This window comes from Aquipuribacter aurantiacus, from assembly GCF_051216895.1.
Taxonomy (GTDB): domain Bacteria; phylum Actinomycetota; class Actinomycetes; order Actinomycetales; family JBBAYJ01; genus Aquipuribacter.
This window is the reverse complement of sequence record NZ_JBPKAO010000009.1, coordinates 137,307-163,814: the sequence shown is the minus strand read 5'-3', so window position 1 is coordinate 163,814 and position 26,508 is coordinate 137,307. Positions and strand designations below refer to the sequence as shown.

Annotated in this window: 30 protein-coding genes; 8 read left to right on the top strand and 22 right to left on the bottom strand. The window is 74.4% G+C overall.

The genetic code is table 11. From position 1 onward, the window contains the following. Positions 1-76: 76 nt before the first annotated feature. Positions 77-2,263 (top strand): beta-propeller domain-containing protein, encoded by a 2,187-nt coding sequence (locus tag ACR80Q_RS13425; RefSeq protein WP_435378134.1) that lies wholly within the window; start codon positions 77-79, stop codon positions 2,261-2,263. A 35-nt stretch (positions 2,264-2,298) separates the two neighbouring features. On the opposite strand, the gene ACR80Q_RS13420 is transcribed toward ACR80Q_RS13425, so the two are convergent. From ACR80Q_RS13420 to ACR80Q_RS13405, 4 genes are read right to left on the bottom strand one after another with little or no spacing between them, the layout of a single operon-like run. Beyond that, positions 2,299-3,231: a TspO-related membrane protein gene (locus tag ACR80Q_RS13420; protein ID WP_435378133.1), complete on the bottom strand. Its 933-nt coding sequence runs from the start codon at positions 3,229-3,231 to the stop codon at positions 2,299-2,301. Beyond that, complete coding sequence (locus tag ACR80Q_RS13415; RefSeq protein WP_435378131.1) at positions 3,228-3,557, bottom strand: thiamine-binding protein; 330 nt, start codon at positions 3,555-3,557, stop codon at positions 3,228-3,230. The genes ACR80Q_RS13420 and ACR80Q_RS13415 overlap by 4 nt, the downstream gene beginning before the upstream one ends. 29 nt (positions 3,558-3,586) lie before the next feature. Beyond that, positions 3,587-4,570: a methylmalonyl Co-A mutase-associated GTPase MeaB gene (gene meaB, locus ACR80Q_RS13410; RefSeq protein ID WP_435378130.1), complete on the bottom strand. Its 984-nt coding sequence runs from the start codon at positions 4,568-4,570 to the stop codon at positions 3,587-3,589. Next, the gene (locus ACR80Q_RS13405; RefSeq protein ID WP_435378129.1) at positions 4,570-5,820 is read right to left on the bottom strand and encodes an acetyl-CoA C-acyltransferase; all 1,251 of its coding nucleotides are present in this window, start codon (positions 5,818-5,820) and stop codon (positions 4,570-4,572) included. The genes meaB and ACR80Q_RS13405 overlap by 1 nt, the downstream gene beginning before the upstream one ends. Positions 5,821-5,898: 78 nt before the next feature. On the opposite strand from ACR80Q_RS13405, the gene mce reads away from it, so the two are divergent. From mce to ACR80Q_RS13390, 3 genes are all read left to right on the top strand, one after another. Beyond that, positions 5,899-6,468 carry a methylmalonyl-CoA epimerase gene (gene mce / locus ACR80Q_RS13400; protein ID WP_435378128.1) on the top strand — a complete coding sequence of 190 codons (570 nt, stop codon included), beginning with the start codon at positions 5,899-5,901 and terminating at the stop codon, positions 6,466-6,468. A gap of 66 nt (positions 6,469-6,534) precedes the next feature. Beyond that, the gene (locus ACR80Q_RS13395) at positions 6,535-7,971 is read left to right on the top strand and encodes a coiled-coil domain-containing protein (RefSeq protein ID WP_435378127.1); all 1,437 of its coding nucleotides are present in this window, start codon (positions 6,535-6,537) and stop codon (positions 7,969-7,971) included. A 69-nt stretch (positions 7,972-8,040) separates the two neighbouring features. Beyond that, a complete protein-coding gene (locus tag ACR80Q_RS13390) occupies positions 8,041-9,354 on the top strand; it encodes an AI-2E family transporter (protein ID WP_435378126.1) in 1,314 nt (437 codons plus the stop codon). 16 nt (positions 9,355-9,370) lie between these two features. On the opposite strand, the gene ACR80Q_RS13385 is transcribed toward ACR80Q_RS13390, so the two are convergent. Next, the gene (locus ACR80Q_RS13385; protein ID WP_435378125.1) at positions 9,371-10,180 is read right to left on the bottom strand and encodes an alpha/beta hydrolase; all 810 of its coding nucleotides are present in this window, start codon (positions 10,178-10,180) and stop codon (positions 9,371-9,373) included. Positions 10,181-10,229: 49 nt separating this feature from the next. Continuing rightward, positions 10,230-10,565, bottom strand: a complete 336-nt coding sequence (locus tag ACR80Q_RS13380; protein WP_435378124.1) for an Rv1322 family protein — start codon at positions 10,563-10,565, stop codon at positions 10,230-10,232. Positions 10,566-10,619: 54 nt separating this feature from the next. Between ACR80Q_RS13380 and nucS the strand changes: the two genes are divergently transcribed. Continuing rightward, on the top strand, positions 10,620-11,312 hold the full coding sequence (gene nucS / locus ACR80Q_RS13375; protein ID WP_435378123.1) for an endonuclease NucS: 693 nt from the start codon (positions 10,620-10,622) through the stop codon (positions 11,310-11,312). Between the two features lie 18 nt (positions 11,313-11,330). Here nucS and ACR80Q_RS13370 read toward each other — a convergent pair whose 3' ends face one another. Genes ACR80Q_RS13370 through ACR80Q_RS13360 form a run of 3 tightly spaced genes read right to left on the bottom strand, consistent with a single transcriptional unit; the run spans position 11,331 to position 12,675 of the window. Beyond that, positions 11,331-11,981 carry a TetR/AcrR family transcriptional regulator gene (locus ACR80Q_RS13370; protein ID WP_435378122.1) on the bottom strand — a complete coding sequence of 217 codons (651 nt, stop codon included), beginning with the start codon at positions 11,979-11,981 and terminating at the stop codon, positions 11,331-11,333. Next, on the bottom strand, positions 11,978-12,313 hold the full coding sequence (locus tag ACR80Q_RS13365) for a DMT family transporter (RefSeq protein WP_435378121.1): 336 nt from the start codon (positions 12,311-12,313) through the stop codon (positions 11,978-11,980). The genes ACR80Q_RS13370 and ACR80Q_RS13365 overlap by 4 nt, the downstream gene beginning before the upstream one ends. Positions 12,314-12,348: 35 nt before the next feature. Continuing rightward, a complete protein-coding gene (locus tag ACR80Q_RS13360) occupies positions 12,349-12,675 on the bottom strand; it encodes a hypothetical protein (protein ID WP_435378120.1) in 327 nt (108 codons plus the stop codon). A gap of 80 nt (positions 12,676-12,755) precedes the next feature. Here ACR80Q_RS13360 and ACR80Q_RS13355 point away from each other — a divergent pair, with 80 nt between their 5' ends. From ACR80Q_RS13355 to ACR80Q_RS13345, 3 genes are all read left to right on the top strand, one after another. After that, positions 12,756-13,382 carry a cob(I)yrinic acid a,c-diamide adenosyltransferase gene (locus tag ACR80Q_RS13355; RefSeq protein WP_435378119.1) on the top strand — a complete coding sequence of 209 codons (627 nt, stop codon included), beginning with the start codon at positions 12,756-12,758 and terminating at the stop codon, positions 13,380-13,382. 87 nt (positions 13,383-13,469) lie between these two features. Beyond that, on the top strand, positions 13,470-14,717 hold the full coding sequence (locus ACR80Q_RS13350) for an aminoglycoside phosphotransferase family protein (RefSeq protein WP_435378118.1): 1,248 nt from the start codon (positions 13,470-13,472) through the stop codon (positions 14,715-14,717). A 115-nt stretch (positions 14,718-14,832) separates the two neighbouring features. Next, complete coding sequence (locus tag ACR80Q_RS13345) at positions 14,833-15,345, top strand: hypothetical protein (protein ID WP_435378117.1); 513 nt, start codon at positions 14,833-14,835, stop codon at positions 15,343-15,345. A 10-nt stretch (positions 15,346-15,355) separates the two neighbouring features. Here the strand turns inward: ACR80Q_RS13345 and ACR80Q_RS13340 are convergent, their stop codons facing one another. The 13 genes from ACR80Q_RS13340 to prfA all read right to left on the bottom strand — a co-directional run bounded on the left by ACR80Q_RS13340 (position 15,356) and on the right by prfA (position 26,432). After that, the gene (locus tag ACR80Q_RS13340; protein ID WP_435378116.1) at positions 15,356-15,799 is read right to left on the bottom strand and encodes a DUF2550 family protein; all 444 of its coding nucleotides are present in this window, start codon (positions 15,797-15,799) and stop codon (positions 15,356-15,358) included. A gap of 99 nt (positions 15,800-15,898) precedes the next feature. Continuing rightward, positions 15,899-16,174: a F0F1 ATP synthase subunit epsilon gene (locus ACR80Q_RS13335; protein ID WP_435378115.1), complete on the bottom strand. Its 276-nt coding sequence runs from the start codon at positions 16,172-16,174 to the stop codon at positions 15,899-15,901. After that, positions 16,174-17,634 (bottom strand): F0F1 ATP synthase subunit beta, encoded by a 1,461-nt coding sequence (gene atpD / locus ACR80Q_RS13330; RefSeq protein WP_435378114.1) that lies wholly within the window; start codon positions 17,632-17,634, stop codon positions 16,174-16,176. The genes ACR80Q_RS13335 and atpD overlap by 1 nt, the downstream gene beginning before the upstream one ends. Before the next feature lie 52 nt (positions 17,635-17,686). Further along, positions 17,687-18,607: a F0F1 ATP synthase subunit gamma gene (locus ACR80Q_RS13325; protein WP_435378113.1), complete on the bottom strand. Its 921-nt coding sequence runs from the start codon at positions 18,605-18,607 to the stop codon at positions 17,687-17,689. A gap of 63 nt (positions 18,608-18,670) precedes the next feature. Next, positions 18,671-20,314 (bottom strand): F0F1 ATP synthase subunit alpha, encoded by a 1,644-nt coding sequence (gene atpA / locus ACR80Q_RS13320; protein WP_435378112.1) that lies wholly within the window; start codon positions 20,312-20,314, stop codon positions 18,671-18,673. Between the two features lie 91 nt (positions 20,315-20,405). After that, positions 20,406-21,227, bottom strand: a complete 822-nt coding sequence (locus ACR80Q_RS13315; protein ID WP_435378111.1) for a F0F1 ATP synthase subunit delta — start codon at positions 21,225-21,227, stop codon at positions 20,406-20,408. Continuing rightward, the gene (locus ACR80Q_RS13310; protein WP_435378110.1) at positions 21,227-21,820 is read right to left on the bottom strand and encodes a F0F1 ATP synthase subunit B; all 594 of its coding nucleotides are present in this window, start codon (positions 21,818-21,820) and stop codon (positions 21,227-21,229) included. The genes ACR80Q_RS13315 and ACR80Q_RS13310 overlap by 1 nt, the downstream gene beginning before the upstream one ends. Further along, complete coding sequence (atpE, locus tag ACR80Q_RS13305; protein ID WP_435378109.1) at positions 21,820-22,047, bottom strand: ATP synthase F0 subunit C; 228 nt, start codon at positions 22,045-22,047, stop codon at positions 21,820-21,822. The genes ACR80Q_RS13310 and atpE overlap by 1 nt, the downstream gene beginning before the upstream one ends. 46 nt (positions 22,048-22,093) lie before the next feature. Next, positions 22,094-22,783, bottom strand: a complete 690-nt coding sequence (atpB, locus tag ACR80Q_RS13300; protein ID WP_435378108.1) for a F0F1 ATP synthase subunit A — start codon at positions 22,781-22,783, stop codon at positions 22,094-22,096. A gap of 253 nt (positions 22,784-23,036) precedes the next feature. Continuing rightward, positions 23,037-23,552 (bottom strand): Cg1360 family ATP-synthase-associated protein, encoded by a 516-nt coding sequence (locus ACR80Q_RS13295; RefSeq protein ID WP_435378107.1) that lies wholly within the window; start codon positions 23,550-23,552, stop codon positions 23,037-23,039. Continuing rightward, the gene (locus ACR80Q_RS13290; RefSeq protein ID WP_435378106.1) at positions 23,549-24,385 is read right to left on the bottom strand and encodes an L-threonylcarbamoyladenylate synthase; all 837 of its coding nucleotides are present in this window, start codon (positions 24,383-24,385) and stop codon (positions 23,549-23,551) included. The genes ACR80Q_RS13295 and ACR80Q_RS13290 overlap by 4 nt, the downstream gene beginning before the upstream one ends. Before the next feature lie 5 nt (positions 24,386-24,390). Then, entirely contained in the window at positions 24,391-25,374 is a 984-nt protein-coding gene (prmC, locus tag ACR80Q_RS13285; RefSeq protein WP_435378105.1) for a peptide chain release factor N(5)-glutamine methyltransferase, read from the bottom strand. Further along, the gene (gene prfA / locus ACR80Q_RS13280) at positions 25,371-26,432 is read right to left on the bottom strand and encodes a peptide chain release factor 1 (protein WP_435378104.1); all 1,062 of its coding nucleotides are present in this window, start codon (positions 26,430-26,432) and stop codon (positions 25,371-25,373) included. The genes prmC and prfA overlap by 4 nt, the downstream gene beginning before the upstream one ends. Between the last annotated feature and the right edge of the window lie 76 nt (positions 26,433-26,508).

The window sequence follows — 26,508 nt, the reverse complement described above, 5'->3', positions numbered from 1 at the left end:
GCGTCCGTGGAACCGGCCGCCGGTGCGCTGCGTCCCAGCCACGAGGACCCAGCCCCGACGAGAGCAGGAGACCACCGTGGACCCATCGCAGGCTCGGACCGGCCGCCGGGGGCCTCGCCGGGTGGCCGCCCTCGGCGTGGGGACGCTGCTGGTCGTCGGGGCCGGGGTCGTGGCCACGGACCTGGCCGGGGCCCCGGAGGCCTCCGCCGACGCCTCGCTGCAGCCGTTCTCCGACTGCGAGGAGCTGATCGGCTGGTACCGCGACGCGTCGCTGCCGCACGTGACGGCCTACGGGCTGGGCGGTGACGGTGCCGTGGCCTTCCCGATGGCGGCCGCGGCCGAGGACTCCGCGGCCGGTGCCGCCCCGGCCGCCGGTGCCGCCCGGGACGGGGCGGCCGCCGCCGGGGGTCCGGTGGGCGCCTCGGAGACCGGGACCAACGTGCAGGAGGCCGGCGTCGACGAGCCGAGCCGCATCAAGGTGGCCGACGACGTCGCGTGGACCCTGGCGGGCAGCCGCCTGGTCGCGGTCGACGTGGCCGACGGTCAGGTGCTGGGGGAGGTCGACCTCGCGCCACCGACGCCCGGGAGCGCCGGCACCGACGGGACCGAGGGGATGGACCCGGTGCTGCTGCCGGCCGACCGGTCGTTCACCGAGCTGCTGCTCCTGGAGGACCGGGTCGTGGTGCTGGGTTCGAGCTGGCTGCCCGCACCGCAGGACGAGGGCTCGACCACGTCCGGGAGCGCTCGCGGGCTCACGGTGCCCGGCTGGGGCCCGGTCTGGGGCAACGCCACCACGACCGCCACGACGGTGGACGTCAGCGAGGCGTCGACCCCGTCGGTCCTGGACCGGGTGGAGGTGGAGGGTACCTACGTGTCGGCCCGGGCCGGCGGCGGCGACGTCCGCCTCGTCACGACCGTCACGCCCCAGCTGCCGTTCGTCGACCCCTGGCGCGTGCAGCAGGAACGGCTGACCGCCGACGGGGCCGACGGCGCCCTCGTCGAGCCCGACGGGGCCCTCTCGGAGCCCGACGCGCAGGACGAGGCCGAGGCGCTCGCCCGCAACCAGCAGGCCGTGCGCGACGCCTCGGCGTCGGACTGGCTGCCCGACCTCGTGCAGCGGGACGACGCGGGCGGCGTGGTGGCGCAGACCCCCGTCGACTGCGCGAGCGTCGCGCACCCGGGCACGCAGGCCGGCGCGGGGACGGTCACCGTGGCCACCCTCGACCCGACGGCGGAGCAGACCCTGACCGGCACGACGTCCGTCAGCTCCGACGGCTCCCTCGTCTACGCGAGCACCGACCGGCTCTACGTCGCGACCACCCGCGGCGGCTGGCTCTGGGGGGGCGCCCAAGAGCAGACCCGCACCGACCTGCACGGGTTCGCGACCGGCGAGCCGGGCCGGACGGACTACCTCGGCTCCGGCAGCGTCGAGGGCTGGCTGCTGGGGTCCTGGGCGATGGACGCCCACGAGGGCCACCTGCGGGTCGGCACGACGAGCAGCTCGCCCGTGCCCCCGAGCGGCGACGGGTCGGCGGACGGCCTGCCGGGGCGCCCGGCGCCCGTGGGCGCCACCAGCTCCAGCGTGGTCGTGCTGCGCGAGGGGGCCGACGCGCTGACCGAGGTCGGCCGGGTCGACGGCCTGGGGCCCGGTGAGCAGATCCGGTCGCTGCGGTGGTTCGACGACCTGGCGGTGGTCGTCACCTTCGAGCAGACCGACCCGCTGTACACGGTGGACCTGGCCGAGGAGACCGCCCCGCAGGTGCTCGGCGAGCTGAAGGTCCTGGGCTACTCCGGCTACCTGCACCCGCTCGGCGACGGCATGCTCCTGGGCGTCGGCCAGGACGGCACCGAGGACGGCGCCCTGCTGGGGGCCAAGGTCGAGACCTACGACGTCACCGACCTGGCGGCCCCCACCGACCTGGCCACGCTGACCTGGCCGGGCTCGTCCAGCGCCGTGGAGTGGGACAGCCGGCTGTTCGCCTACCTGCCGGGCTCGCGGACGGCGGTCCTGCCCCTCGACCGGTACGACGCGGACAGCTGGAGCACCGGCCTCGTGGCGGTCAGGGTCGCCGAGGACGGCAGCGTGACCGAGACCGGCGCCTGGGACGCGACCGAGGGCGGTGGCGTCAGCGGTCTCGCGACCACGGCGGACCTGGTCCTCGTGGCGGCCCAGACCTACGGCACCGACGGCAGCCCCGGCACGGAGCTCACGGTGCTGTCCACGGACGGTCTGCGGCCGCTGGCGCAGGCCCGGCTCGGTTGATCGAGCCCGTCAGGCCGGCGGCCGGGTCCTCGCCATCAGGCCAGCACGGTCCGCACGACGCGGCGGGTGCGCCACACCTGGGCCACCACCCCGACGGCGATGATGGCCAGCGCCGCCCACGCCGCCAGCTCGACCGGGACCGGCGGCTCGTTGCGGGCCACGGCCAGCACCCCCCAGGCCGCGGCGGCGGCGAACGGACCGGCCGACACCCGCAACCGCAGCGTGACGTCCAGGACGACGACCGCCGCCGCGACCAGGGCCACGATCCCGGCCGCGCTGGCCAGCGCCGAGTCGGTGGGGGCCCCCAGGTGCACGCCGGAGATGGCGACGTTGGCCACCGTGGCGATGGTGACCCAGCCCAGCAGCAGCGAGGCCGCCGCCGTCGGGAGCGCCCGGTCCAGCCCGGTCGGCTCCGGGTCCTGCAGCCGGGCCAGGGCCGTCGCGGTGGTGGCGACGACGACGACGATCAGGACGTTGGCGACGAGCAGCCAGACGCCTTCCTGGGGGAACACCAGCTCCCAGACCGCGTTGGCGGTGAACGCCGCGGCCAGCCACCAGCCGACCCGGCGGTGGACGTGACGGTCCAGCTGGGCCGGGAGCGCCTGGTAGACGGCGTAGGCCAGGCAGGCCGCGAAGATCACGCCCCAGATGGCGAAGGCCCAGCCGGCGGGGGTGACCACCGTCGCGTAGGTGTCCGACACCTCGGCCACGCTGCGGGCCCCGGGCAGCGCCGAGCCGAGCGGGCTGCCGACGACCTGGGCCACGGCCGCCGCCACGACCGCGGCGGCGCGGGCGACGTCGGCCCGGTCGTGACCGGGGTGGTGCTGGTCCGGGTGCTCGTGACCCCGGGTGGCCGGGCCGTCCGCGGGCGGCGGGGCCGGCGGCGGCGCGGTGCGGGGCGGCTCGTCGGTCGCGGGGCGGCGCGGGCCGGCGGCGGCCCCGGTCGAGGGCAGGTCGGCGTGGCTCATGACCGGCCATCCTGGCCCGAGGCGTCCGCCTGCGCGATGGCGGCCTCGAGCCGGTCCAGCTTGCCGGTCAGCTCACCAGTCCGGCCGGGCCGGACGTCGGCCTTGAGGACGAGCGACACCCGGGGCGAGGTCTCGGCCAGGACGTCGACGCAGGCCTTGACCAGGCCCATGCACTCGTCCCACTCCCCCTCGACCGTGGTGAACATGGAGTCGGTCCGGTGCGGCAGGCCCGACTCCCGGACGAGCACCACGACCCGGGCGACGGCGTCGGACACCGACCCGTCGGGACCGCAGACGGACGGTGCGACCGAGAAGGCGACCAGCATCGCGCCAGGCTAGCCAGCCCGGGCGCGGCTCACCCCTCGACGGCCTCCACCAGCCGGTCCGCGGCCGAGAACGGGTCCAGCGTCCCGGACGCGACCTGTCCGGCCACCTCGTCCAGCAGCCCGCCGGAGCCGAGCTCGCCGAAGCGCCGCTGCAGCGTCGTCAGCGCCAGGGCCCGGACCTCCACGGCGGCCCGGCGTCGTCGGACGTGCTCGGCCCGCCCGTGCTCCAGCGACCACGCCTGGTGCTGCTCGAGCGCCTCCAGCAGCTCGTCGACCTCGCCCCGCGAGGCCACGGTGCGGACCACGGAGGGACGCCAGTCGCCGGGGGCCCGGCCGTCGGCGCCGAGCGCGATGGACTGGCGCAGCTCGCGCACCGTGGCGTCGGCCCCGTCCCGGTCGGCCTTGTTGACGGCCAGCACGTCGGCGACCTCGAGGATGCCCGCCTTGGCGGCCTGCACCCCGTCACCCATGCCGGGCGCCAGGAGGACCACGGTGGTGTCGGCCAGGCCCGCGACCTCGACCTCGCTCTGCCCGACGCCCACGGTCTCGACCAGGACCACGTCCACGCCCGCGGCCTCCAGGACCCGGACGGCCTGGGGGGTGGTGGCGGCCAACCCGCCGAGGTGCCCCCGGGAGGCCATGGAGCGCACGTAGACGCCGTCGTCCAGGGCGTGGCTGCCCATCCGCACCCGGTCACCCAGCAGCGCCCCGCCGGAGAACGGTGAGGACGGGTCCACCGCCAGCACCCCCACCCGGGAGCCCCGGGCCCGCAGCGCGGTCACCAGGGCCGACACCGTGGTGGACTTGCCGACCCCCGGGGGCCCGGTCAGCCCGAGCACCCAGGCCGTGGCCGGGGAGCCGACGGCGAGCGCGCGGGCGACCTCGCGCAGCTGCGGCCCGCCGTCGCTGACGACCGACACCAGCCGGGCGACCGCCCGGTGCGAACCCTCCCTCGCCGCGGCGAGCTCGGCCCCGACGTCCAGCTGCCGTCGTTGCCGGGCGCCGCCGACCATCAGGCGCGAGGCACGCGCAGCAGCAGCGCGTCACCCTGGCCGCCGCCGCCGCACAGCGCCGCGGCACCGGTGCCCCCACCGCTGCGGCGCAGCTCCAGGGCCAGCGTCAGGGCCAGCCGGGTGCCGGACATCCCGACCGGGTGACCCAGCGCGATGGCGCCACCGTTGACGTTGACCCGCTCGGCCACCTGCTCCGGGCTCAGCCCGAGGTCGGCGACCGACGCCAGGGCGACCACGGCGAAGGCCTCGTTGATCTCGTACCGGTCCAGGCCGGCGGGGTCGAGGCCCGCCCGCCGGCACGCGGCGCGGATCGCCGCCGACGGCTGCGTCTGCAGCGTCGAGTCCGGCCCGGCCACCATGCCGGCCTCGCCCACCTCGGCCAGCCAGGGCAGGCCGCGGGACTCCACCAGGTCCTTGCGGGCGACCACCACGGCGGCCGCCCCGTCGGAGATCTGGGACGCGGACCCGGCGGTCACCGTGCCGTCGGAGCGGAACGCGGGACGGAGCCGGCCGAGCGACTCCACCGTGGTGTCGGCCCGGATCCCCTCGTCGGAGTCCACGGTCACCGGCTCACCGCGCCGCTGCGGCACCTGCACGGGCACCACCTCGTCGGCGAAGCGGCCGTCCTTCCACGCCCGGGCCGCCAGCTGGTGGGAGCGGGCCGAGAAGGCGTCCTGCTCCTGCCGCGTGAAGCGGTACCGGGCGGCGGTCGCGGCGTCACCGGGCCCGCCGTGGCTCCCCGTGGGGTCGGCGGGGTCGTTGGCGTCCTCGGTGAGCGCCCCCATCGCCTGCGCGGTGAAGGTGTCGCGCAGACCGTCGTAGGCCATGTGGTCCAGCAGCGTGACGTCGCCGAAGGTGTGCCCGGCGCGGCTGCCCGGCAGCAGGTGGGGGGCCTGGGACATCGACTCGGTGCCACCCGCGACCACGACGTCCGCCAGACCGGCGGTGATCATGGCGTCGGCCATCGTGATCGCGTTCAGGCCGGACAGGCAGACCTTGTTGATGGCGACGGCGGGCACCGACATGGGCAGACCGCCGGCCACGGCGGCCTGCCGGGCGGGGCTCTGCCCCACACCGGCCTGCAGCACCTGCCCGATGACGGCCTGGTCAACCTCGGCGGGCGAGAAGCCCGACCGCTCCAGGGCCGCCCGGATGGCGGCGCCCGCGAGCACCGGGGCGGACAACGATGACAACGCACCCTGCAGCCGCCCCATGGGCGTGCGGGCACCGGCGACGATGACGGAGACCATGTGGACACGCTAACGCCCGGCCGGGCCGTCACCGCTCCCCCGGCGGCGCGCGACCCGCGTCCGCCCTACCGTGGGGACGTGGCCACCGCCCTGCCCCCCGCAGCCCGCCCTGACCCGTCCGGTCGGCCCGACCCCTCCGAGCAGCCAGACCAACCCGACCAGCCCGACCAGCCCGACCTGCCCGACCTGCGCGGAATGCCGGGTCTGCTCGGGGTCGACCACGTCGGGATCGCCGTCGCGGACCTGGACCTGGCGGTCGACTTCCACACCCGGGTCCTGGGGCTGCGGGTCACCCACCGCGAGACCAACGCGGAGCAGCAGGTCGAGGAGGTCATGCTCGCCGGCCCGGGCCAGCCCGCGGGGTCGGTCCAGGTGCAGCTGCTCGCCGCGACGGACCCGACCTCGACCCTGGCGCGGTTCCTGGACACCTCCGGCCCCGGTCTGCAGCAGCTCGCCTACCGGGTGCGCGACGTCGAGGCGGCCGCCGCCCACCTGCGTGCGGCCGGGGTCCGCGTGGTCTACGAGCGGCCCCGGCGGGGCACGGCCGGGAGCCTGGTCAACTTCGCCCACCCGAAGGACTGCGGCGGCGTCCTCGTCGAGCTCGTGCAGCCGTCGCCGGACCCGCCCGGCCCCCCGACCTCCCACTAGGGTCGGGCAGGCGCGCCCGGAACCACGTACAGCCAGCAAGAACCGCCGGTCATGAGGAGCATCACCGTGAGCGACATCAGCCCGACCCAGTTCGCCGTCGTCATGCGTGGCTACGACCGCTCGCAGGTCGAGGCCCGCCTGGCTCAGCTCGAGCGGTCGCTCAAGGAGGCGCGGTCCCGGGTCGAGGACCTCGACGCCCGCTCCATGCAGCTGGCCGGAGAGCTGTCCGAGGCCCACCGGCAGCTGCGCGAGGCGGAGCGACCCTCCTACTCCGGTCTCGGCTCCCGCATCGAGCAGCTGCTGCGCCTGGCCGAGGAGCAGTCCTCGGACATGGTCTACCAGGCCACCAACGACGCCGACGAGATGCGCGCCCAGGCGCGCCTGGAGGTCACCGAGCTGCGGGCCTCGGCCGAGAACGCCGTGGCCGAGACCCGGGCGACCGCGTCGCGCGAGTCGCAGGAGATGCTTGACCAGGCCAGGAACGACGCCGAGGAGGTCCTCGACGACGCCCACCGCAAGGCCGACGACGCCGTGCAGGCCGCCGAGCGGCACGCGGCCAAGCTGGTGTCCGCCGCCGAGCAGGAGGCCGCCGAGAAGCGCTCGACCGCGGACCGCGACGTGGCAAGGCTGCGGGCGACCGGTGACCGTGAGGCCACCGAGGTCCGGTTGACGGCCAAGAAGGAGGCCGAGGACGCCCGCACCGCCGCCAAGCAGGACGCGGACCGGATGCGGGCCGAGGCGGCGGCGCTGCTGGAGGCCACCCGCGAGCAGACCAACCAGGCGCGCGCGGACGTCGAGATGCAGATCGCCTCGGACCTCGAGGACGCCGAACGGGAGATCGCGGGGCGCCACGAGGCGGCGGTCCACCAGGCCCAGACCATCGTCGGCGACGCGGAGGGGCGCGCCAACACGGCCGAGGCCCGGGCCGCGAAGGCCCTGGAGGCCGCCGAGGCGACCCGTCGCAACGCGGACGAGCAGGCCAAGGCCCTCATCTCGAACGCCCGGCGCAACGCCGACGAGGCCCTGGCGCAGGCCCGGCTGCACGCCGAGCGGGTGCTCGGCGAGGCCAAGGCCGAGGCCGAGAGGTCCCGCGGCACGGCCCAGCGCGACGTCGACGACCTGACCAAGCAGCGCGAGTCCATCACCGAGCACCTCAACCAGCTCCGCAGCCTGCTGGGCGGCGCCGCCTCCCCCGCCCTGGCCGGGGCCGTCGACCGGGGCCAGCTGCCCGCCTCGTCCACCCCCGCGTCCGGCACCCCGGACGAGGCCGGGCACGGCGACGCCGCGCGGGACGGGCAGGCCTCCCAAGGGCAGGACGCGGCCGAGGACCACACCGTCGAGACGTCGTCGCAGGAGCACGCGTCCGAGGCCGCCGTCGACCACGACGACGACGCCGTGGTGGACGGTGTGGTCGAGGACGAGGTCGAGGGCGTCGAGGGCGAGGTCGAGGTCGAGGAGGACCGGCCCGAGGGCGCCGGCACCGCGTCCGACGGGCGGGGCTGACCGGCACCGCACGAGCGACATCGCTGCGTCGGCCCCCCGGTCGGGCCCGACGGGCCTACCGTGGACCGCGTGAGCGCCCCCACGTCCCGTCCGGTCGCGGGCCGAGAGCCCGTCGGCGGGTCCGAGCCCGCCGGCCAGGGGCGCGAGGAGGGCCAGGACCCCCACCCGGTGCCGCCGTCGCCCGAGGAGCGTGAGGTCGGGGCGTCCGAGGACCCCGCCGGCCCTCCCGGCACCGATCCCGACGCCGGCCCTCCCGGCACAGACCCCGGCTTGATCGGTGCCTCCGAGCCCGACCCGGCGAGCCCGGACCCGGTCCACCCGGCGGTGGCCGTCGCCGTCGCGGGCTCGCGGTCCTTCTCCCCCTTCGGGGTCGGGTTCGTCGGGGCCCTCGGCGTCCTGCTGGCGATCGGGCTGGTGCAGGCGTTCGTCCAGGCCGGGCAGATCGTCACCCTCGTCTTCGCCGCCCTGTTCCTGGCGCTCAGCCTGGACCCGTTCGTCGCCTGGCTCGAGCGGCGCGGCCTCCCCCGACCGGCAGCGGTCGCCGTGACCTTCGGGCTCCTGGTCGTGGCCGTCGGCGGCTTCTTCGCCGCCGTCGCCCCGCTGGTGGTCTCCGAGGGGACCCAGCTGCTGCGCGTCTCGCCGATCTACGCGACCAGGATCGAGCAGAGCGACCTGGCCCAGGGCCTCGACGACCGGTTCGGCCTGTTCCAGCGCATCAACGCCGAGATCGAGAGCAGGCTCAGCAGCAGCTCCACCGTGGACGCGCTGTTCGGCGGGGTCCTGGGCGCCGGCCGGGCCGTCGTCACCGGTGTCTTCAGCCTGCTGCTGGTGCTCATCCTCACGCTGTACTTCCTGGCCTCGCTCAAGAGCATCACCGCGGGGGCCTACAAGCTGGTGCCCCGCACCCGCCGCGAACGGGTCCGCGAGATCGGCGAGGAGGCCCAGCGCCGCGTCGGCGGGTACGTGCTCGGCCAGCTGGCCGTCGCGACCCTGAACGGGCTGCTGTCGTTCGTCGTGATGTCGATCCTCGACGTGCGCTACTCGGTGGCCCTGGCCTTCGCCGTCGGGGTGTTCGGGCTGATCCCGCTCGTCGGCGCCACCCTGGGCGCCATCCTGGCCTGCACGGTGGCCGGGCTCGGCGACCTGACCGACGGTGTGGTGCTCGCCATCTGGTTCCTGGTCTACCAGCAGGTCGAGAACTACCTGATCCTGCCGCGCATCATGGCCCGCACCGTCGCGGTCCCCAGCACGCTCGCCGTCGTCGCGGCCCTGGTGGGCGGGTCGCTGCTCGGTCTCATCGGTGCGCTGGTGGCCATCCCGCTGGCCGCGACGATCCTGCTCGTCGTGCAGCGGGTGGTGTACCCGCGACAGGAGGCGGCCTGACCCACGGCAGCACGGCTCAGGCCGCCCGCACCTTGGTGGTGACGCGCTCGTAGGGCCCGTCCCAAGTCCGGGGCAGCGGTGAGGCACCGGGGGCGACGGTGGCGACGACCTCGTCCAGCGCACGCCGCACGTGCTGCTCGCCGACCCAGAGGTGCTTCGCGCCGTCCACACCCACGACCCGGGCCTGCGGCACCACCGCGAACCGCTCGCGCGCCTCGGGCGGCTGCAGGTAGTCGTCGTGCTCGGGCACGAGCGCCAGCACGTCGCGGCCGTCCGCCGCCCACCAGGCCAGGTCGGCGTCGGTGGAGTAGCGCAGCGGAGGGGACAGCAGCACCAGCCGGCGCACCAGCGGGTCCCGGGCGTGCAGCAGGGCGAGGTCGGTGCCGAACGACCAGCCCAGCACCGTGACGTCGGGCAGCCCGGCGTCCTCGGCGAACGCCAGCGCGGCCGTCACGTCGTGCCGCTCGTCGCGACCGGCGTCGAAGGTCCCCTCGGAGGTCCCGCGCGGGCTGCTGACCCCGCGCAGGTTGAACCGCAGCACCGCCACCTGCGCCAGCGCCGGCAACCGGTAGGACGCCTTGAGGAGCACGTGGGAGTCCATGTAGCCGCCGTGGGTGGGCAGCGGGTGCAGGCAGACGAGCGTCGCGACCGGGTCCCCCTCGGGCGGCAGGGCCAGCTCACCCACCAGGCGCAGCCCGTCCGGGGTGTGCAGCTCGACGTCCTCGCGACGTGCGGGCAACCGGGTCGTGGGGCCGATCTCGACCGGTCCCACGTCGGCGGTCACGACGGTCTCGGTGCGGGGGGCGCTGGGGGTGGTGGACGGCACGGCCCGCACGTTACCGCCGTCCGTGCCCACCCCTCGGCCTCCTGGCCCGTCAGCGACCCGTGCGGCTGCGGCGCTCCCAGCAGGCGGTGTGCCAGTGCCGTCGACCGTCGGAGGCCTGCCCGCCGAGCAGGGGGCGGGCCTCGGGCCAGGCGACCACGTGCGGGGTCGCGGGCCGGATCCGGCCGAAGCAGCCGGGGCAGGTGTAGTCCTTGCTGCTGGTGGCCCCGCTGATCCGACGCACCACCCAGGACCCGTCGCCGTGGTGCTCGGTCGTGTCGCCGGTCGGGCCGCCCGTGAACAGCGGCCGCTCCTGCCCGGCGGCCCGCTGCCACTTCGACAGCCCGCGCGACGAGGGTCGCCCGCCGGGACGTGAGGATCGGGCCATGGCCCCAGTGTCCCCGCTCCGTGGGCCCCCGCGGGACGCCCTAGGCTGCCGGACGTGCGGATGGTGATCGCTCGGTGCGAGGTGACCTACTCGGGTCGGCTCGACGCCTACCTGCCCCCGGCCGCGCGCCTGCTGGTGCGCAAGGCCGACGGGTCGGTGCTGGTGCACTCCGACGGCGGGTCCTACAAGCCGCTCAACTGGATGTCACCGCCGTGCACCACCACGGTGCAGGCGCCCGAGGACACCGACCCGGCCGGCGCGGTCGAGGTCTGGCGGGTACGCGCCAAGAAGGGCGACGACGAGCTGCGCGTGGTCATCCATGAGGTCCTCCACGACCACCAGGTCGAGCTCGGCGTCGACCCGGGCCTGGTCAAGGACGGCGTGGAGGCGCACCTGCAGATCCTGCTGGCCGCCCACCCCGACACCTTCGGCGAGGGGTACCGGCTGGTCCGCCGCGAGCACATGACCCCGATCGGCCCGGTCGACCTGCTGCTGCGCGACGCCTCGGGCGCCCACGTGGCGGTCGAGGTCAAGCGACGCGGCGAGATCGACGGCGTGGAGCAGCTGACCCGCTACCTGGACCTGATGAACCGCGACCCGATGCTGGCGCCGGTCCGCGGTGTGTTCGCCGCCCAGGAGATCAAGCCCCAGGCCAGGGTGCTGGCCACCGACCGCGGCATCGACTGCCTGCTCGTGGACTACGTCACCCTGTCGGGTCGCGACGACCCGACCGCCCGGCTGTTCTGAGCGGGCCGGCCGGGGACCTCACCCGGTCAGGGGCGGGGCCAGGTCGTCCCAGACCAGGAGCAGGTCCTCGGTCAGCCCGGCGAGCAGCTCCGTCGCGCTCAGTGCCGCCGTCGCGCTCAGGTCCGCCGTCGGCACCGCGAGGAGCGGCACCCCGCTGAGCCGCGCCAGCGCGAAGCCGTCCAGGGCGGCCAGCAGCACCCTGACCCGCCCGGGGTCGCGTCCGGCCCCCTCGAGCAGCCTGACGACGAGCCCTTGGAGGGACTCGTCGTAGCGGCGCAGCCGGGGGGCCAGGGCGGGCGAGTCGGCGGCCGAGGCGAGCGAGACGAGCAGGCTGCGTACCCGCTGCGGGTCCGGACCGGCGTCGGTCGGGTCGAGCCACACCCGGACCACGAGCGCGGCCACGTCACGGTCGTCGGCCAGGACCCGCCCACCACCGGCCGCCCGGTCCAGCAGCGCGGTCGCCACCGCCAGGTAGCCGTCGTACAGGCGCTCCGCGGCGGCGCGGACCAGGTCGTCGACGGTGTCGAAGTAGTAGCTGACCGCCGCGAGCGGCACCCCGGCCTCGGTGGCGACGGCGCGGGCGCTCAGCGCGTGCGGCCCGTCACGACCCAGCAGGGCGGCGGCCGCCGACACCAGGGCCTCGCGGCGCTGCTGCCCGCGGGCGCTCATCGGCTGGTGAGCTGCAGGCCGACGACACCCGCGACGACGAGCACGATGCTGACCAGCCGGGCGACGCCCACCCCTTCACCGAGCCACACCATGCCCACCACCGCCGTGCCCACCGCACCGATGCCGACCCACACCGCGTACGCGCTGCCGACCGGGAGGCTGCGCAGCGCGGTGCTCAGCAGCGTGAAGCTGAGCCCGGCGAAGACCACGAAGCTGATCGTCCAGCCGATGTTGCGGAACCCGTCCGACAGCTTGAGCGAGATGGCGAACGCCGTCTCGAAGAACCCCGCCAGTACCACCAGTGCCCAGGCCATCTCGGGCCTCCGTCTCATCTAGTACGTTCGTACCACTTGGTACGACCGTACCACTAGAGCGCGGCGCGCAGCACCTCCTGCGCGATCGGGACGTCGTCCGGGAAGACCATGACCCGCGGACCGGCCGTGGTGGGCGCCAGCGTGGCCCGGATGCCGTGCTCGAGCAGGCGTCGGCGCAGCAGCTCCGCCTCCACGAACGTGGGCGGCGCGGCGACGGCCCTCAGCAGGCCGTAGTCCTGCTCGTCACCGGGCTCGACCCTTCGTGCGACCACCGAGCGGCCACGGCTGAACGTCCAGCGCAGCAGCAGCACCAGCACCAGCACGGCGACCAGGGCGACGAGGGGACCGAAGGCGTAGCTGTAGTTCTCCCAGGCGGGCACGGGTCCAGTGTGCGCCTCGGAGCGGAGGCCGGCACGGTGCCGCGGTGGCGCCGGGGCCGCGGCGACCTAGGCTGAGGCGCGTGGTCATCCTCTCGCGCATCTACACGAAGACCGGCGACGCCGGAACGACCGACCTGGGCGACATGTCGCGCACCCACAAGACGGATCCGAGGCTGGTCGCCTACGCCGACACCGACGAGGCCAACTGCGCCATCGGCGAGGCCATGGCCGGGGCGCCCCGCGCAGAGCTGGACGACGACGTCGCCGCGCTGCTGCTCCGGGTCCAGAACGACCTGTTCGACGTCGGGGCCGACCTGTGCACGCCGCTGCGCCCCAGCTACGAGTACCCGCCCCTGCGCGTCACCCAGGACTACGTGGCCGACCTCGAGACCGCCATCGACACCTACAACGCCGACCTGCCCAAGCTGCGCTCCTTCGTGCTGCCGGGCGGGACCCTGGCCGCGGCGCGCCTGCACACCGCGCGCACGGTCGTCCGTCGCGCGGAGCGGTCCACCTGGGAGGCCATCGAGCGCTACGGCACCGAGCCGGTGGCCTCCGAGGACGGTGACGGCGGCGTGTCCACCCTCACCGCCCAGTACCTCAACCGCCTGTCGGACCTGCTGTTCGTGCTGTCGCGCTACGCCAACCGGGCCGCCGGCGACGTGATGTGGGCCCCGGGCGGGGGACGGCAGCAGCAGCCGGGATGAGACCCGTCTCACCGGCGTCTCATCCGCGGTCCCGGCCGGGGCTGGTCTGCTCGCGTCGTGGACGACGACAAAGGACCTGAGCCGACCGTGGACGAGGTAGGCCTCGTCCACGGCCCGGTGGCCGAGGCCGCGCTCCGCACCGCCGCCGAGCAGCTGGGCGGGCACCTGGAGCGCACCGCCCTCCGCTCGGTCGACCACCGGCCCGGTCGCGGGGCGACCGCGGTGCACGACGTGCGGGTCCGCCTGCCGTCCGGCCCGGTCGACCACGTCCTGGCCCTGACCACGGACGTGTCGGCGGTGGACGGGGCGCCCGGCACGCTGGTGCTGACCCGCGGCGGGAGCCGGCTCGGGGTCTGGCGGCTGCCCCACGACCCGTCCCTGCCGGGCCTGCTCCCCGCCCTGGACCCCGCTGCGGTGGCGGGGCTGCTGAGCACCTGCGGGGTGCCGTCCCGCCCCGACGACGTCACCCTGCAGCTGCGGTCCTACCGCCCCCGACGCCGTGCCGTGGTCGAGGCCGGCACCGACCGGACGGGCCTGTTCCTCAAGGTGGTGCCGCCGGAGGACGCCCGCGCCCTGCACGAGCGGCACCGGGAGCTCGCCACCGCGGGGGTGCCCGCAGCGCGCAGCCTCGGGTACGACCCCAGGGGCGTCGTGGTGCTGGAGCGGCTCGGCGGACGCACCTGGCGCCGGGCCCTGCGCGAGGGCCTGGCCTCACCGTCGGCCGAGGACCTGTGGCGCGCGGTGGACCGGCTGCCCGACCGCCTGCTGGAGACCCCCCGCCGACCCTCCTGGGCGGAGCAGTCCTGGCACCACGTCGAGCTGCTGTGCGCCGCGCGCCCCGACGCCGCCACCGAGGTCCGCGCCCTCGCGGAGGCGGCGGACGTGGCCCAGGCGGTGGCGTCCCTGCCCCTGGTCCCGGTCCACGGCGACCTCTACGAGGCGCAGGTGATGGTCGTGGACGGCCGGCTGTCCGGGCTCCTCGACCTGGACACCGCCGGGCCCGGGCACCGCGTGGACGACGAGGCCTGCGTGCTGGCCCACCTCGCCCTGCTCCCGCTCGCCCACCCGGACGCGACCGCCGCGTGCTCGACCGCCTTCCACCAGCACCTGCGCGCCGCGCGCAGCGACCCCGAGGTGCTCTGGCGCCGGATGGCCCTGGTGCTGCTGACGCTGGCCACCGGACCGGCCCGCAACCGCCGACCGGGCTGGCAGCGCCGCACCGACCAGTGGCTGGCGCTGCCCAGGGTCGCCCTGGGCCTGACCGGGGACCGGCCCTGGACCCAGGACGTCGACCTGCTGCCCCGGCTGCTGGCCGCCGCCCGGCACGCCGGATGAGAGACCACTCATCGTCGTCTCCTCGTCCTCTCCCCGCCGACCGGCAGCATCGGGTGCACGAGCAGGCCGGCACCGGCGTGCCGCACCACGACGCAGCCGGAGGCGACCGATGTCGATGAGCAGGACATGGGCCGTCGCGGCGGCCGTCGGCTTCGGGACCAGCGCCGCGGTCGGGGTCACGGCCTTCGCGCTGGAGGACGCCGACCCACGGCTCGACCAGAGGTCCGTGGTCGTGGTGGGCTCCGACTCCTCGACCGGCGGCGACCCAGACCTCGCCGGCGCCCCCGGGGCGGCCTCCGACCCCTCGCCGTCCGCGGGCGCCGTGCCGAGCGTCACCGCGACGCCCTCCCCGTCCCCGACCCCCAGCCCGCCGCCGCTCCCGCCGCCACCGCCCGAGGTGGACAGCCCGCCGTCGCCGGACAGCCCGGCGCCGGCACCTGCTCGCGCACCGGCCCCCGCACCGGACAGCCCCGACTCCCCGGCCGCCGCGCCCCGTCCGGCACCCGCTCCCGCACCGGCGCCCGCGCCGGACTCCCCCGAATCCCCGGACTCCCTGGACTCCCCGGAGACGGACGACAGCCCCGACTCCCCGGACGACGACGACGAGGACGACGAGGACGACGACTGAGCTGGTCGCCTCAGGCGACGTTGACGCCGCGACCCGGCGGTCCCGACTCGACCCAGAGCACGAGGGCGGCCGCCGACGTGACCGGGACCGCCAGCTCGACCGTCCGGCCTCGCACCGACCCCCGCAGCACGGTCAGCCCCTGCGGGACCCCGTCGTCCTCACCTGCGGCCCAACGGCCGAACAGCTCCAGCTCACCCCGGTCCAGGACGAGCGAGCGGGACGCGAGCAGCGTGTAGGACGGGAACCACCGCAGCGCGTCGGTGTCGAAGCGGGCGGCGCCGCGCCGCCAGCGCGAGAACGCGCCCACGCTGCCCGGCAGACGGACGTAGCAACGGAACGCGCCGAGCCCGTTGGAGAACCGTCGCCAGGCCAGCACGACGGCCAGGGCCACGACCACGGCCAGCGCCACCAGCACCACGGCGACCAGCACCGACGACACGTCCGTGCCGGGCACGACCGGGCCCGGTATGTCCCGCCCGCCGCCCCCCGCGGCCACCGCACCGACGAACCACCCCAGGTCGGTCCCCAGCAGCGTGTCCGTCGGCGTGCCCTCTCAGGCCTTGGCTGAGGAGGAGGAGACCGTGACCTGCTGGGCGACGATGGTCACCAGGTCGTGGTCGACGGACAGGAAGCCGCTGGACACCTCGGCGACCACCTGCGCGCCGTCCGTGCCCTGCACCGACACGGGTCCGTCGGCCAGCAGGGACAGGAACGGCTCGTGGCCGGGCAGCACCCCGAGGGACCCCTCGGGTGTGGCCGCGGTGACCATGCGGGCCTCGCCGGACCACACCTCCCGGTCGGCCGCCACGAGCTGCACCTTCAGGGCCATCAGGAACCGGTCTCCTTCTGGATCTTGTCCCACTGCTTCATGACGTCGTCGATGCCACCGACGTTGTAGAACGCCTGCTCGGCGACGTGGTCGAGCTCACCGTCCGCGATCTTGGAGAAGCCCTCGATCGTCTCGGCCAGCGGCACGGTCGACCCGGGCACCGACGTGAACTTCTCGGCCATGTACGTGTTCTGGCTGAGGAACTGCTCGATGCGACGGGCCCGGTTGACGACCAGCTTGTCCTCCTCGGACAGCTCGTCCACGCCGAGGATGGCGATGATGTCCTGCAGCTCCTTGTTGCGCTGGAGGATCTGCTTGACCCGGGTCGCCGTGCGGTAGTGGTCCTCGGAGATGAACCGGGGGTCGAGGATCCGCGACGTCGAGGTCAGCGGGTCCACGGCCGGGTACAGACCGCGCGAGGCGATGTCGCGGCTCAGCGCCGTGGTGGCGTCCAGGTGGGCGAACGTCGTGGCCGGGGCCGGGTCGGTGTAGTCGTCGGCGGGGACGTAGACGGCCTGCAGCGACGTGATCGAGTGGCCACGCGTGGACGTGATCCGCTCCTGCAGCTGGCCCATCTCGTCGGCCAGGTTGGGCTGGTAGCCGACGGCGCTGGGCATGCGGCCCAGCAGGGTCGACACCTCGGAGCCCGCCTGCGTGAACCGGAAGATGTTGTCGATGAACAGCAGCACGTCCTGGCCCTGGACGTCGCGGAAGTACTCCGCCATCGTCAGCGCGGACAGGGCGACCCGCAGGCGCGTGCCCGGCGGCTCGTCCATCTGACCGAAGACCAGGGCGGTCTTGTCGATGACGCCGGACTCGGTCATCTCGCCGATGAGGTCGTTGCCCTCACGGGTGCGCTCGCCGACCCCGGCGAACACCGACACACCACCGAAGTTCTCGGCGACGCGGTAGATCATCTCCTGGATGAGGACGGTCTTGCCGACGCCGGCGCCGCCGAACAGGCCGATCTTGCCGCCCTGGACGTAGGGGGTGAGCAGGTCGATGACCTTGATGCCCGTCTCGAACATCTGGGTCTTGGACTCCAGCTGGTCGAACGCGGGGGCGGTGCGGTGGATCGGCCAGCGCTCCTTGACCTCGAAGGTCTCCCCCTCCTTGAGGTTCAGGACGTCGCCGATGGTGTTGAAGACCTTGCCCTTGGTCTGGTCGCCGACCGGCACCGTGATGGGCGAGCCGGTGTCGACGACCGTGGCCCCGCGGACCATGCCGTCGGTGGGCTGCATCGAGATGGCACGGACGAGGTTGTCGCCGATGTGCTGCGCGACCTCCAGCGTCAGGGTGCGGGTGACGTCGCCGATGACGACGTCGGACTTCAGCGCCGCGTAGATGTCGGGCATGGCGTCGACGGGGAACTCGATGTCGACGACCGGGCCGATCACCCGGGAGACGCGGCCGGTGCCGGCAGAACCGGAGGTGGTCTGCTCAGAGGCGGTGGCGGTCATGGGAGTTCCTTCCGTCGTGCTGCGTCTGCGTGCTGGGGCGTCGTGAGCGTGGTCATGATTCGGATCCGGAGGAGGCGAGGGCGTCGGCGCCGCCGACGATCTCGCTGATCTCCTGGGTGATGGCGGCCTGGCGGGCGGCGTTGGCCTGCTGCTGCAGCCGTCGGATCAGGTCCGTGGCGTTGTCGGTCGCGGACTTCATCGCCTGCTGGCGTGCGGCGAGCTCGCTCGCCGAGGCCGACAGCATCGCCGAGTAGATGCGGCTCTGGATGTACTGCGGCATGAGCGCGTCGAGCACGGCGTCGGCGTCCGGCTCGAAGTCGTACAGCGGCAGCAGCTCTCCGCCACCGCTGCCCTCCTGCGCCTCGGCGACCTCGTCCACGACCTCGACGGGGAGCAGCCGGATGACGGTCGGCTCCTGCTTGACCATGTTGACGAACCGCGTGAAGACGATGTTGATCTCGTCGACCCCGCCGTTCTCGCTGCCCGCGAGGAACGCGTCGACCAGGGTCTGCCCGACCTCGGCCGCCGTCTCGAACTTGGGGGCGTCGGAGTCGCCGGTCCAGGACCGCTCGACGTGCCGGCTGCGGAAGCCGTAGAACGCCACGCCCTTGCGACCGAGCAGGTAGGGGACGACCTCCTTGTCGGCCTCGCGCAGCCGCTCCGCCAGCCGGTCGCCCTCCTTGATGACCGAGGAGGAGTAGGACCCGGCCAGACCCCGGTCGGAGGTGATGAGCAGCATCGCGGCCCGCTTGACCTCGGCCCGCTCCGTCGTCAACGGGTGGTCGACGTCGGAGAAGCTGGCCAGGGCCGACACGGCCCGGGTGATCGCCCGGGCGTACGGCGCCGCCTCGCGGCTGCGCTGCTGGGCCTTGACGATGCGGGAGGCCGCGATGAGCTCCATGGCGCGGGTGATCTTCTTGGTGGAGGTCACCGCGCGGATGCGCTCTCGGTAGACCCGCAGCGAAGCTGCCATCAGGTGTTCGCCGTCCCTTCCGTCGAGGTCGAGGTTGTCAGGTCAGATCGTGCCGGGGGCGCCTCAGCGCTTCTGGCGGACGATCCGTTCCTGGTTGACGTCGTCCTCGTCGATGGCGTCCGACTCCTCGTGGCCGGGGGCGCCGATGGCGCTCCCGTCGCCGGAGCGGAAACCCTGCTTGACCTCGGCGATGGCGCGCTCGAGCGTGCCGATCGCGTCGTCGTCCAGCTTGCCGGTCTCGCGGATGCCGCCCAGGACCTGGTCGTTGCGGCGCAGGTGGTCGATGAACTCCTGCTCGAAGCGGGCGATGTCCTCGACCGCGACGTCGTCCAGCTGGCCCGTCGTGCCGGCCCAGATCGACACGACCTGCTCCTCGACGGGGTACGGCGTGTACTGCGGCTGCTTGAGCAGCTCGACCAGACGCTCACCGCGCGACAGCTGGGCGCGGCTGGCCGCGTCCAGGTCGGAGGCGAACATGGCGAACGCCTCCAGCGCGCGGTACTGCGCCAGGTACGTACGCAGCGAGCCCGAGACCGACTTCATGGCCTTGACCTGAGCCGCGCCGCCGACGCGGGACACCGAGATGCCGACGTTGATGGCGGGGCGCACGTTGGCGTTGAACAGGTCGGACTCGAAGAAGCACTGGCCGTCGGTGATCGAGATGACGTTGGTCGGGATGAAGGCCGACACGTCGTTGGCCTTCGTCTCGATCATCGGCAGACCGGTCATCGAGCCGCCGCCCATCGCGTCGGACAGCTTCGCGCAGCGCTCCAGCAGACGGGAGTGCAGGTAGAACACGTCACCGGGGTAGGCCTCGCGGCCCGGCGGGCGGCGCAGCAGCAGCGACACCGAGCGGTAGGCCTCGGCCTGCTTGGACAGGTCGTCGAACACGATGAGGACGTGCTTGCCGGCGTACATCCAGTGCTGGCCGATGGCCGAGCCGGTGTAGGGGGCCAGGTACTTGAAGCCCGCCGGGTCGGAGGCGGGGGCCGCCACGATGGTGGTGTACTCCAGCGCGCCCGCGTCCTGCAGGGCACCGCGCACGCCCGAGATCGTCGAGCCCTTCTGGCCGATGGCGACGTAGATGCAGCGGACCTGCTTCTTGGGGTCGCCCGAGGCCCAGTTGGCCTTCTGGTTGATGATCGTGTCGATCGCCACCGCGGTCTTGCCGGTCTGGCGGTCGCCGATGATCAGCTGACGCTGGCCGCGGCCGATCGGGGTCATGGCGTCGATGGCCTTGACGCCGGTCTGCATCGGCTCGCGGACCTCCTGGCGGTCCATCACGCCGGCCGCCTGGAGCTCCAGCGCACGGCGCCCCTCGGGGACGATCTCGCCGAGGCCGTCGATCGGGTTGCCCAGCGGGTCCACGACGCGGCCCAGGTAGTTGTCGCCCACGGGGACCGACAGGACCTCGCCGGTGCGGCGGACCTCGAGGCCCTCCTCGATGCCGGTGAACTCACCCAGCACGACGACACCGATCTCGCGGACGTCCAGGTTCAGGGCCAGGCCCAGCGTGCCGGCCTCGTCGCCGAAGCGGACCAGCTCGTTGGCCATGACGCCGGGCAGGCCCTCGACGCGGGCGATGCCGTCGCCGGCCTCGGTCACGCGGCCGACCTCTTCGGTGGAGGCGCCGGTCGGCTCGTAGGACCGGACGAACTCGTCCAGCGCGTCGCGGATCTCCTCCGGACGGATGGTCAGCTCGGACATCTCGGTGCTCCTCGTGTCGTCGTGGTGCTGGGCTGTGCAACAGATCAGGTCGTGCGGGTCGTTCCCGGTCGTGCCGGTCGTGCGTGCCGCGTCAGCGGCCGAGCTGTTCGCTGGCGGCACCGAGGCGTCGCGCCACGGTCCCGTCGATGACGTCGTCGCCGATCTGCACCCGCATGCCGCCGAGGACACCGGGGTCGATGTCGACGGCGAGCCGCACCTGGCGGCCGTAGCGGCGGGTCAGCGAGGCCGCGAGGCGCTGCTGCTGCTCGTCGGTGGGCCAGCTGGCGACGACCACGTGGGCGACGAGGCGCTCACGACGCCGGGCCGCGGCCTGGGTGACGAACTCGAACGCCTGCTCCGGGCGACGGCCTCGCGGGTTGCTGGCCATCCGGCGCACCAGCACGGCCGTCTCCGGCGCGGCCTGGGCGTCGACGAGACGGCCGACCATGGCGGCCTTGGCCCCGTCGCTGCCCCGACGTTCCAGCAGGGCGGCCCGCAGGTCACGGTCCCCCGTGAGGACCTGACCGGCGCGGTGGACCTCCTGCTCGACGCGGTCGAGGCGGTTGGCCGCCTCGGACGCGGCCAGCACGGCGTCCACCCCGAGGACCTCGATCGAGTCGGCCAGGTCGTGCGCCGCGCTCCACCGGGACCGGGCCGCGCCCCCGAGCAGGTCGGCCGCGTCGGCGGTGACCTTGCCGGCGAGCAGCCGGTCGAGCAGCCGCGCCTTGGACTCGCCGTCCCGCGAGGGGTCGGTGAGCGCACGACGCAGCGGTACCGACGAGTCGAGCAGGTCGACGACCGAGAACAGCTGACGACCCAGGGTCGCCCGCTGGTCCGCGTCGGGCGTGCGGTCCAGCAGCGCCTCGAGCCGCTCGGCGGCCTCGGCGTGCGAGGTTCGGCTGACTCCGCGCATCAGGCGGTGCCACCACCCGGGACGCTGGAACCGGTTCGACCCACGGGCTGGGCGTCGCCCGCCTCGAGGTCGGCCAGGAACCGGTCGACCACGCGCTGCTGACGCTGCTCGTCGGTCAGGGACTCCCCGACCACACGACCGGCCAGGTCGACGGCAAGCCGTCCGACCTCGGCCCGCAGCTGCGCCACGGCCTGGACCCGCTCGGCCTCGAGCTGGCGCTGGGCCTGCTCGGTGACGCGGGCGGCCTCGGTCTGGGCGCGATCACGCATCTCGGCGATGATCGCAGCCCCCTCGCTGCGGGCCTGCTCGCGGATGCGGCCGGCCTCCTCACGGGCTTCGGCGAGCTGGTCGCCGTACTCCTTGAGCCTGGCGTCCGCCTCGGCCTGCGCGCGCTCCGCGCGCTCGATTCCGCCCTCGATGGTGGCGGTCCGGTCGTCGAGGACCTTGAGGTAGCGGGGCAGGACGTAGCGCCAGAACAGGATGAACAGGACCACGAAGACGACCGCCGACCAGACGATGTCGTAGGTCGCGGGAAGGAGCGGGTCGTACTCCGTCTCCGACGCGAGCACGACGCCTGTCATGGCGGTCGACATCAGAAGACGAAGCCTGCAGCGAAGCCGATCAGCGCGAGGGCCTCGGTGAAGGCGACACCGAGGATCATGGTGGTCTGGAGGCGACCGGCCATCTCGGGCTGGCGGGCCTGGGCCTCGACGGTCTTGCCGACGAGGATGCCGAGGCCGATGCCGGGGCCGATCGCGGCGAGGCCGTAGCCGATCGTCGCGATGTTGCCCTCGAGAGCGGCGAGCACGGTGGTGTCCACGGGATTCCCTTTCGATGGTGTGACGTGGGCGGTGCGGGTACTGGTCTCAGTGCTCCGGGTGGAGCGAACCGCTGATGTAGACCGCGGTGAGCAGGGCGAAGATGTACGCCTGGAGGGCGGCCACCAGGATCTCGAACAGCGTGAAGGCGAACCCGCCGAACAGGGTGACGACGCCGATGGCGCCGACCGCGTTGCCCTCGATCAGCTGCAGGAACAGGTAGTTCGTCGCGGAGAAGCAGAGGACCAGGAGCAGGTGGCCGGCGATCATGTTGGCCAGCAGACGGATCGTCAGCGAGAACGGCCGGGCGACGAAGGTCGAGATGAGCTCGATCGGCGTGACGATGATGTAGAGCGGCCACGGCACGTTCGGCGGGAACAGGCTGGCCTTGAAGTAGCCCAGGAAGCCCGACGTCATGATGCCGACGACGATGAACGTCCCGTAGGCCACGAGGGCCAGGACCAGCGGCATGCCGATCCGAGACGTCCCCGCCAGGTTGATGGCGGGGATGACGCCGGTGATGTTGAGCCCGAGAACCAGGAAGAAGATCGTGGCCAGCAGCGGGAAGAACTTGCGGCCGTCCTTCTTGCCCAGGATGTTCTCGGCCACCTGGACCCGGACGAAGTCGAGCAGCAGCTCGATGGTCCCGGTGAAGCGACCGGAGACGAGCCTGGCCCGTCGGGCGTAGAGGGTGAACAGCACCACCAGCACGACGAGCACGAACAGACGGATCAGCATGACCCGGTCGAGCTCGAAGATGGTGCCGCCGAAGGCGACCGTCGGCGGGAAGAAGTCCGCGAGGGTCGGAGGGGACCAGCCCTCGGAGTCCGCGACGGTGCGGGGGATCGCGGGCGAGATCAGCGTCGGCTCCCGGGGTCGGACCGGTCGGATGACCGGGTTCGGCTCGCGGACAGGTTCGGTTCACAGCTGTGGACCGAGGGGGTGCCCGAACAGGACGTCGGAACCCTACCAACCTCTGGCGGTGCCCCGGTCACACGTTCCCCCGGGGCTCCACGTAGGGCACCCGCGCCGAGGTCAGCGCCCGGTACTCCGCCCACAGCGTCAGCACCATCCCGACGACGATGCCGGCGAACAGCGCGGTCGGGTCGTAGAAGTCCTGCCCCCGCAGCACGGCCAGCACGACGATGAGCAGCACCACCTTGACCAGCCAGGACCCCAGGATCGCCCCGGCCACGACCAGGGGGTCTCCCCCGGCCACCCGGGCGCCGACGAGGACGGTCGTGGCCAGGAACGCCAGCGCGATGCCCACCCCGATCACCGCGCCCCACACCCCGGGCCAGCCGACCAGCAGGCCCGCGACCACCGCGGTGACCACCCCGGCGGCCAGGCAGACCACGAACGCGGTCCGCGAGGCCGTGCGCAGCGCGGCGCGCAGGGCGGCACCGCCCTCGCCGCCGCCGCCGATCAGGGGCTGGTCGGACGGCGTGGCCGGTCCGGCCGGTGTGCCGTAGGGGATGGCGGGGTCGCCACCGGGCTGGTCGGTCATCGGTCCTCCGTGTCGGCCGCCACGGGTTCGGGCGACCTGGTCTGGGTGTCGGGCTCGGGCGCCGTGTCGGGCTCGGACGCTCTGTCGAGGTCGGGCTCCGTGTCGGGGTCGGGTGCTGTGTCGGGGTCGGTGTCGGGAGTGGGCCCGCCGTCGGTGCCCGGTTCGAGCTCGGGTTCGGGCTCGAGCTCGTCGCCCTCCCAGGCGCCCGGGACGACCTCGCGGAGCAGGTCCTCACCGATCGCTCCGGCGCGCAGCAACCGCGGCCGCTCCCCCGTGCAGTCGACGATCGACGAGGCCAGGTCGTCCAGGCACGCGCCGCCGTCCAGGTAGATCGCCACGGAGTCGCCGAGCATCCCCTTGGCCTCGCCCATCGACAGGGCCGCCGGCTCGCCCGTGGTGTTGGCGCTGGACGTGGCCAGCGGTCCGGTCAGCGCCAGCAGCTCCAGGGCCACCGGGTGCAGGGGCATCCGCAGCGCGACCGTCCCCCCGGTGTCGCCGAGGTCCCACGACAGCGTCGGCTGGGCGTCGACCACGACGGTCAGCCCACCGGGCCAGAACGCCTCGACCAGGTCGCGGGCGTACGTCGGCACACCGGCCCCCAGCCCGTCGAGGGTGGCGATGTCGCCCACCAGCACCGGCGGCGGGGAGTCCCGGCCGCGACCCTTGGCCTCCAGCAACGAGGTGACCGCCCCCGGGGTGAAGGCGTCGCAGCTGACGCCGTAGACGGTGTCGGTGGGGACCACGACCAGCGCCCCTCGGGAGATGGCGGCGGCGGCGGCGGAGATGCCTCGCTCCCGGTCGCGGGGCACGGCGCAGTCGTAGGTACGGCTCACGGACGTCAGTCTCCCATCGTCGGCGCGGGCGCCCGGCGTGCGCTGGTGGAGCGGGGCCGACCGGTCAGGTCGTCGTGGTGGGCGACGTCGTGCCACCGCCCGGAGCGCGCGAGCACCGCTGCGGCGCCGTCGCACTGGGGCTCGGCGTGCTCCAGCAGGAGCAGGCCGCCGGGCACCAGCAACCGGGCGGCGACGTCGACGCAGACCCGCAGCACCCGCAGCCCGTCGGGCCCGCCGTACAGGGCCAGGGCCGGGTCGTGCTCGGCCACCTCGGGGTCGACCGGGACCGCGTCGTCCGGGATGTACGGCGGGTTGGCGGTGACGACGTCGCAGCGGCCGACGAGCTCGGGCAGCAGCTCGGCGGCCCGGGCGACGTCGCCCAGCGCCAGCTCGACCCGGCCCTGCCCCAGCGCCGCGACGTTGCGCGCCGCCCACGCGTGCGCGTGCGGGTCCAGCTCGACCGCCCCGACCCGGAGCTCCGGGACCTCGTCCACCAGGGCCAGCGGCACGGCCCCCGACCCGGTGCACAGGTCGACCGCCACCGGCGCACGCCGTTCGCGGGTCGCCACCGCGCGGAGCTCGTCGACCGCCCAGCCGGCCAGGAGCTCGGTCTCCGGCCGCGGCAGGAACACGCCCGGCCCGACGGCCAGCTCGATGCCGCGGAACGCCGCGACGCCGGTCAGGTGCTGCAGCGGCACCCGCGTCGCCCGTTCGGCCACCAGCGCCTGGAACCGCTGCTGCGCCCCGTCGGGCCAGGCGCCACGCATCAGCACCAGACGCTGGACGCCGCCCCGGTCGGTACCGGCCGCGTGAGCGGCCAGCAGCTCGGCGTCGGCGCGGGGCGACGGCACCCCGGCGGCGGCCAGTCGGGTGGTGGCCCCGCTCAGCTGCTGCGCGACCGTCTGCTGCGCGTCGCTCGTCCGGGGCCTGCCCGAGGCGGTCGGACCCGGCCCCACGGCGTCCCGCGCGGCGTCGTCCGCCGGGCTCACGCCTGGTCCTGCTGCCCGCTCAGCTGCTCCTCGGTCCGCAGCCGCACCAGGCTCTCCAGCACCGGGTCCAGGTCGCCGTCGAGCACGGCGTCCAGGTTGTACGCCTTGTAGCCGCTGCGGTGGTCGACGATGCGGTTCTCGCCGAAGTTGTACGTCCGCACCCGCTCCGAGCGGTCGACGGTGCGCACCTGCGAGGCCCGCACGCGCGCGGCGTCGGCGTCGGCGGCGGCCCGGGCCGCGGCCAGCAGCCGGGCCCGCAGGATCCGCATCGCCTGCTCGCGGTTCTGCAGCTGCGACTTCTCGTTCTGGCAGGTGGCGACCGTGCCCGTCGGCAGGTGGGTGATGCGGACGGCCGAGTCGGTGGTGTTGACGCTCTGCCCCCCCGGCCCCGAGGAGCGGAAGACGTCGACGCGCAGGTCACCGGCGTCGACCTCGACGTCGACCTCGTCGGCCTCCGGGTGGACCAGCACCCCGACGGCCGAGGTGTGGACGCGGCCCGCGGACTCGGTGACCGGGACCCGCTGCACCCGGTGCACGCCACCCTCCAGGCGCAGCAGCCCGTAGGCGCCCTCGGGGGCCGACACCGCCAGCGTCGCGCTCTTCACCCCGCCCAGGTCGCCGAGGGCCGCGTCGATGACCTCGGCCCGCCAGCCCCGCCGCTCGGCCCAGCGGGTGTACATCCGGACCAGCTCGCCGGCGAACAGCGCGGACTCCGTCCCGCCCTCCCCCGCCCGGACCTCGACGATGGCGTCGCGGGCGTCGTCCGGGTCACGCGGCACCAGCAGCAGCTGCAGCCGGTCCGCGGCCTCGCGCTCGGCGTGCTCCAGGCCCGGCAGCTCCTCGCGCAGCCCGACGTCGTGCGGCGCGAGCTCGCGGGCCGTCTCGAGGTCCTCGTGCGCCTGCGACCAGGCGGAGTGGGCGGCGACGACCGCGCCCAGCTGCGCGTAGCGGCGGGCCAGGCGGCGGGCCGCGACGGCGTCGCCGTGCACGGCCGGGTCCGACAGGGCGGCCTCGACCTCGGAGTGCTCGTCGAGCAGGGGCTTCACCGCGTCGTACACGACACCTCAGGACCTCATGACTCTGCTGGGCGGGAGACCACCGGCGGAGGACCACCGGCCGGACGACGACGGCGCC

Excerpts from the sequence above, each read along its gene's own strand:
- ACR80Q_RS13420 (WP_435378133.1), bottom strand. The coding sequence starts at position 3,231 with ATGAGCCACGCCGACCTGCCCTCGACCGGGGCCGCCGCCGGCCCGCGC.
- ACR80Q_RS13415 (WP_435378131.1), bottom strand. The coding sequence starts at position 3,557 with ATGCTGGTCGCCTTCTCGGTCGCACCGTCCGTCTGCGGTCCCGACGGG.
- meaB (WP_435378130.1), bottom strand. The coding sequence starts at position 4,570 with ATGGTCGGCGGCGCCCGGCAACGACGGCAGCTGGACGTCGGGGCCGAG.
- ACR80Q_RS13405 (WP_435378129.1), bottom strand. The coding sequence starts at position 5,820 with ATGGTCTCCGTCATCGTCGCCGGTGCCCGCACGCCCATGGGGCGGCTG.
- ACR80Q_RS13380 (WP_435378124.1), bottom strand. The coding sequence starts at position 10,565 with ATGGCCCGATCCTCACGTCCCGGCGGGCGACCCTCGTCGCGCGGGCTG.
- ACR80Q_RS13370 (WP_435378122.1), bottom strand. The coding sequence starts at position 11,981 with ATGAGCGCCCGCGGGCAGCAGCGCCGCGAGGCCCTGGTGTCGGCGGCC.
- ACR80Q_RS13365 (WP_435378121.1), bottom strand. The coding sequence starts at position 12,313 with ATGAGACGGAGGCCCGAGATGGCCTGGGCACTGGTGGTACTGGCGGGG.
- ACR80Q_RS13345 (WP_435378117.1), top strand. The coding sequence starts at position 14,833 with ATGAGCAGGACATGGGCCGTCGCGGCGGCCGTCGGCTTCGGGACCAGC.
- ACR80Q_RS13335 (WP_435378115.1), bottom strand. The coding sequence starts at position 16,174 with ATGGCCCTGAAGGTGCAGCTCGTGGCGGCCGACCGGGAGGTGTGGTCC.
- atpD (WP_435378114.1), bottom strand. The coding sequence starts at position 17,634 with ATGACCGCCACCGCCTCTGAGCAGACCACCTCCGGTTCTGCCGGCACC.
- ACR80Q_RS13325 (WP_435378113.1), bottom strand. The coding sequence starts at position 18,607 with ATGGCAGCTTCGCTGCGGGTCTACCGAGAGCGCATCCGCGCGGTGACC.
- atpA (WP_435378112.1), bottom strand. The coding sequence starts at position 20,314 with ATGTCCGAGCTGACCATCCGTCCGGAGGAGATCCGCGACGCGCTGGAC.
- ACR80Q_RS13315 (WP_435378111.1), bottom strand. The coding sequence starts at position 21,227 with ATGCGCGGAGTCAGCCGAACCTCGCACGCCGAGGCCGCCGAGCGGCTC.
- ACR80Q_RS13310 (WP_435378110.1), bottom strand. The coding sequence starts at position 21,820 with ATGTCGACCGCCATGACAGGCGTCGTGCTCGCGTCGGAGACGGAGTAC.
- atpB (WP_435378108.1), bottom strand. The coding sequence starts at position 22,783 with ATGCTGATCCGTCTGTTCGTGCTCGTCGTGCTGGTGGTGCTGTTCACC.
- ACR80Q_RS13295 (WP_435378107.1), bottom strand. The coding sequence starts at position 23,552 with ATGACCGACCAGCCCGGTGGCGACCCCGCCATCCCCTACGGCACACCG.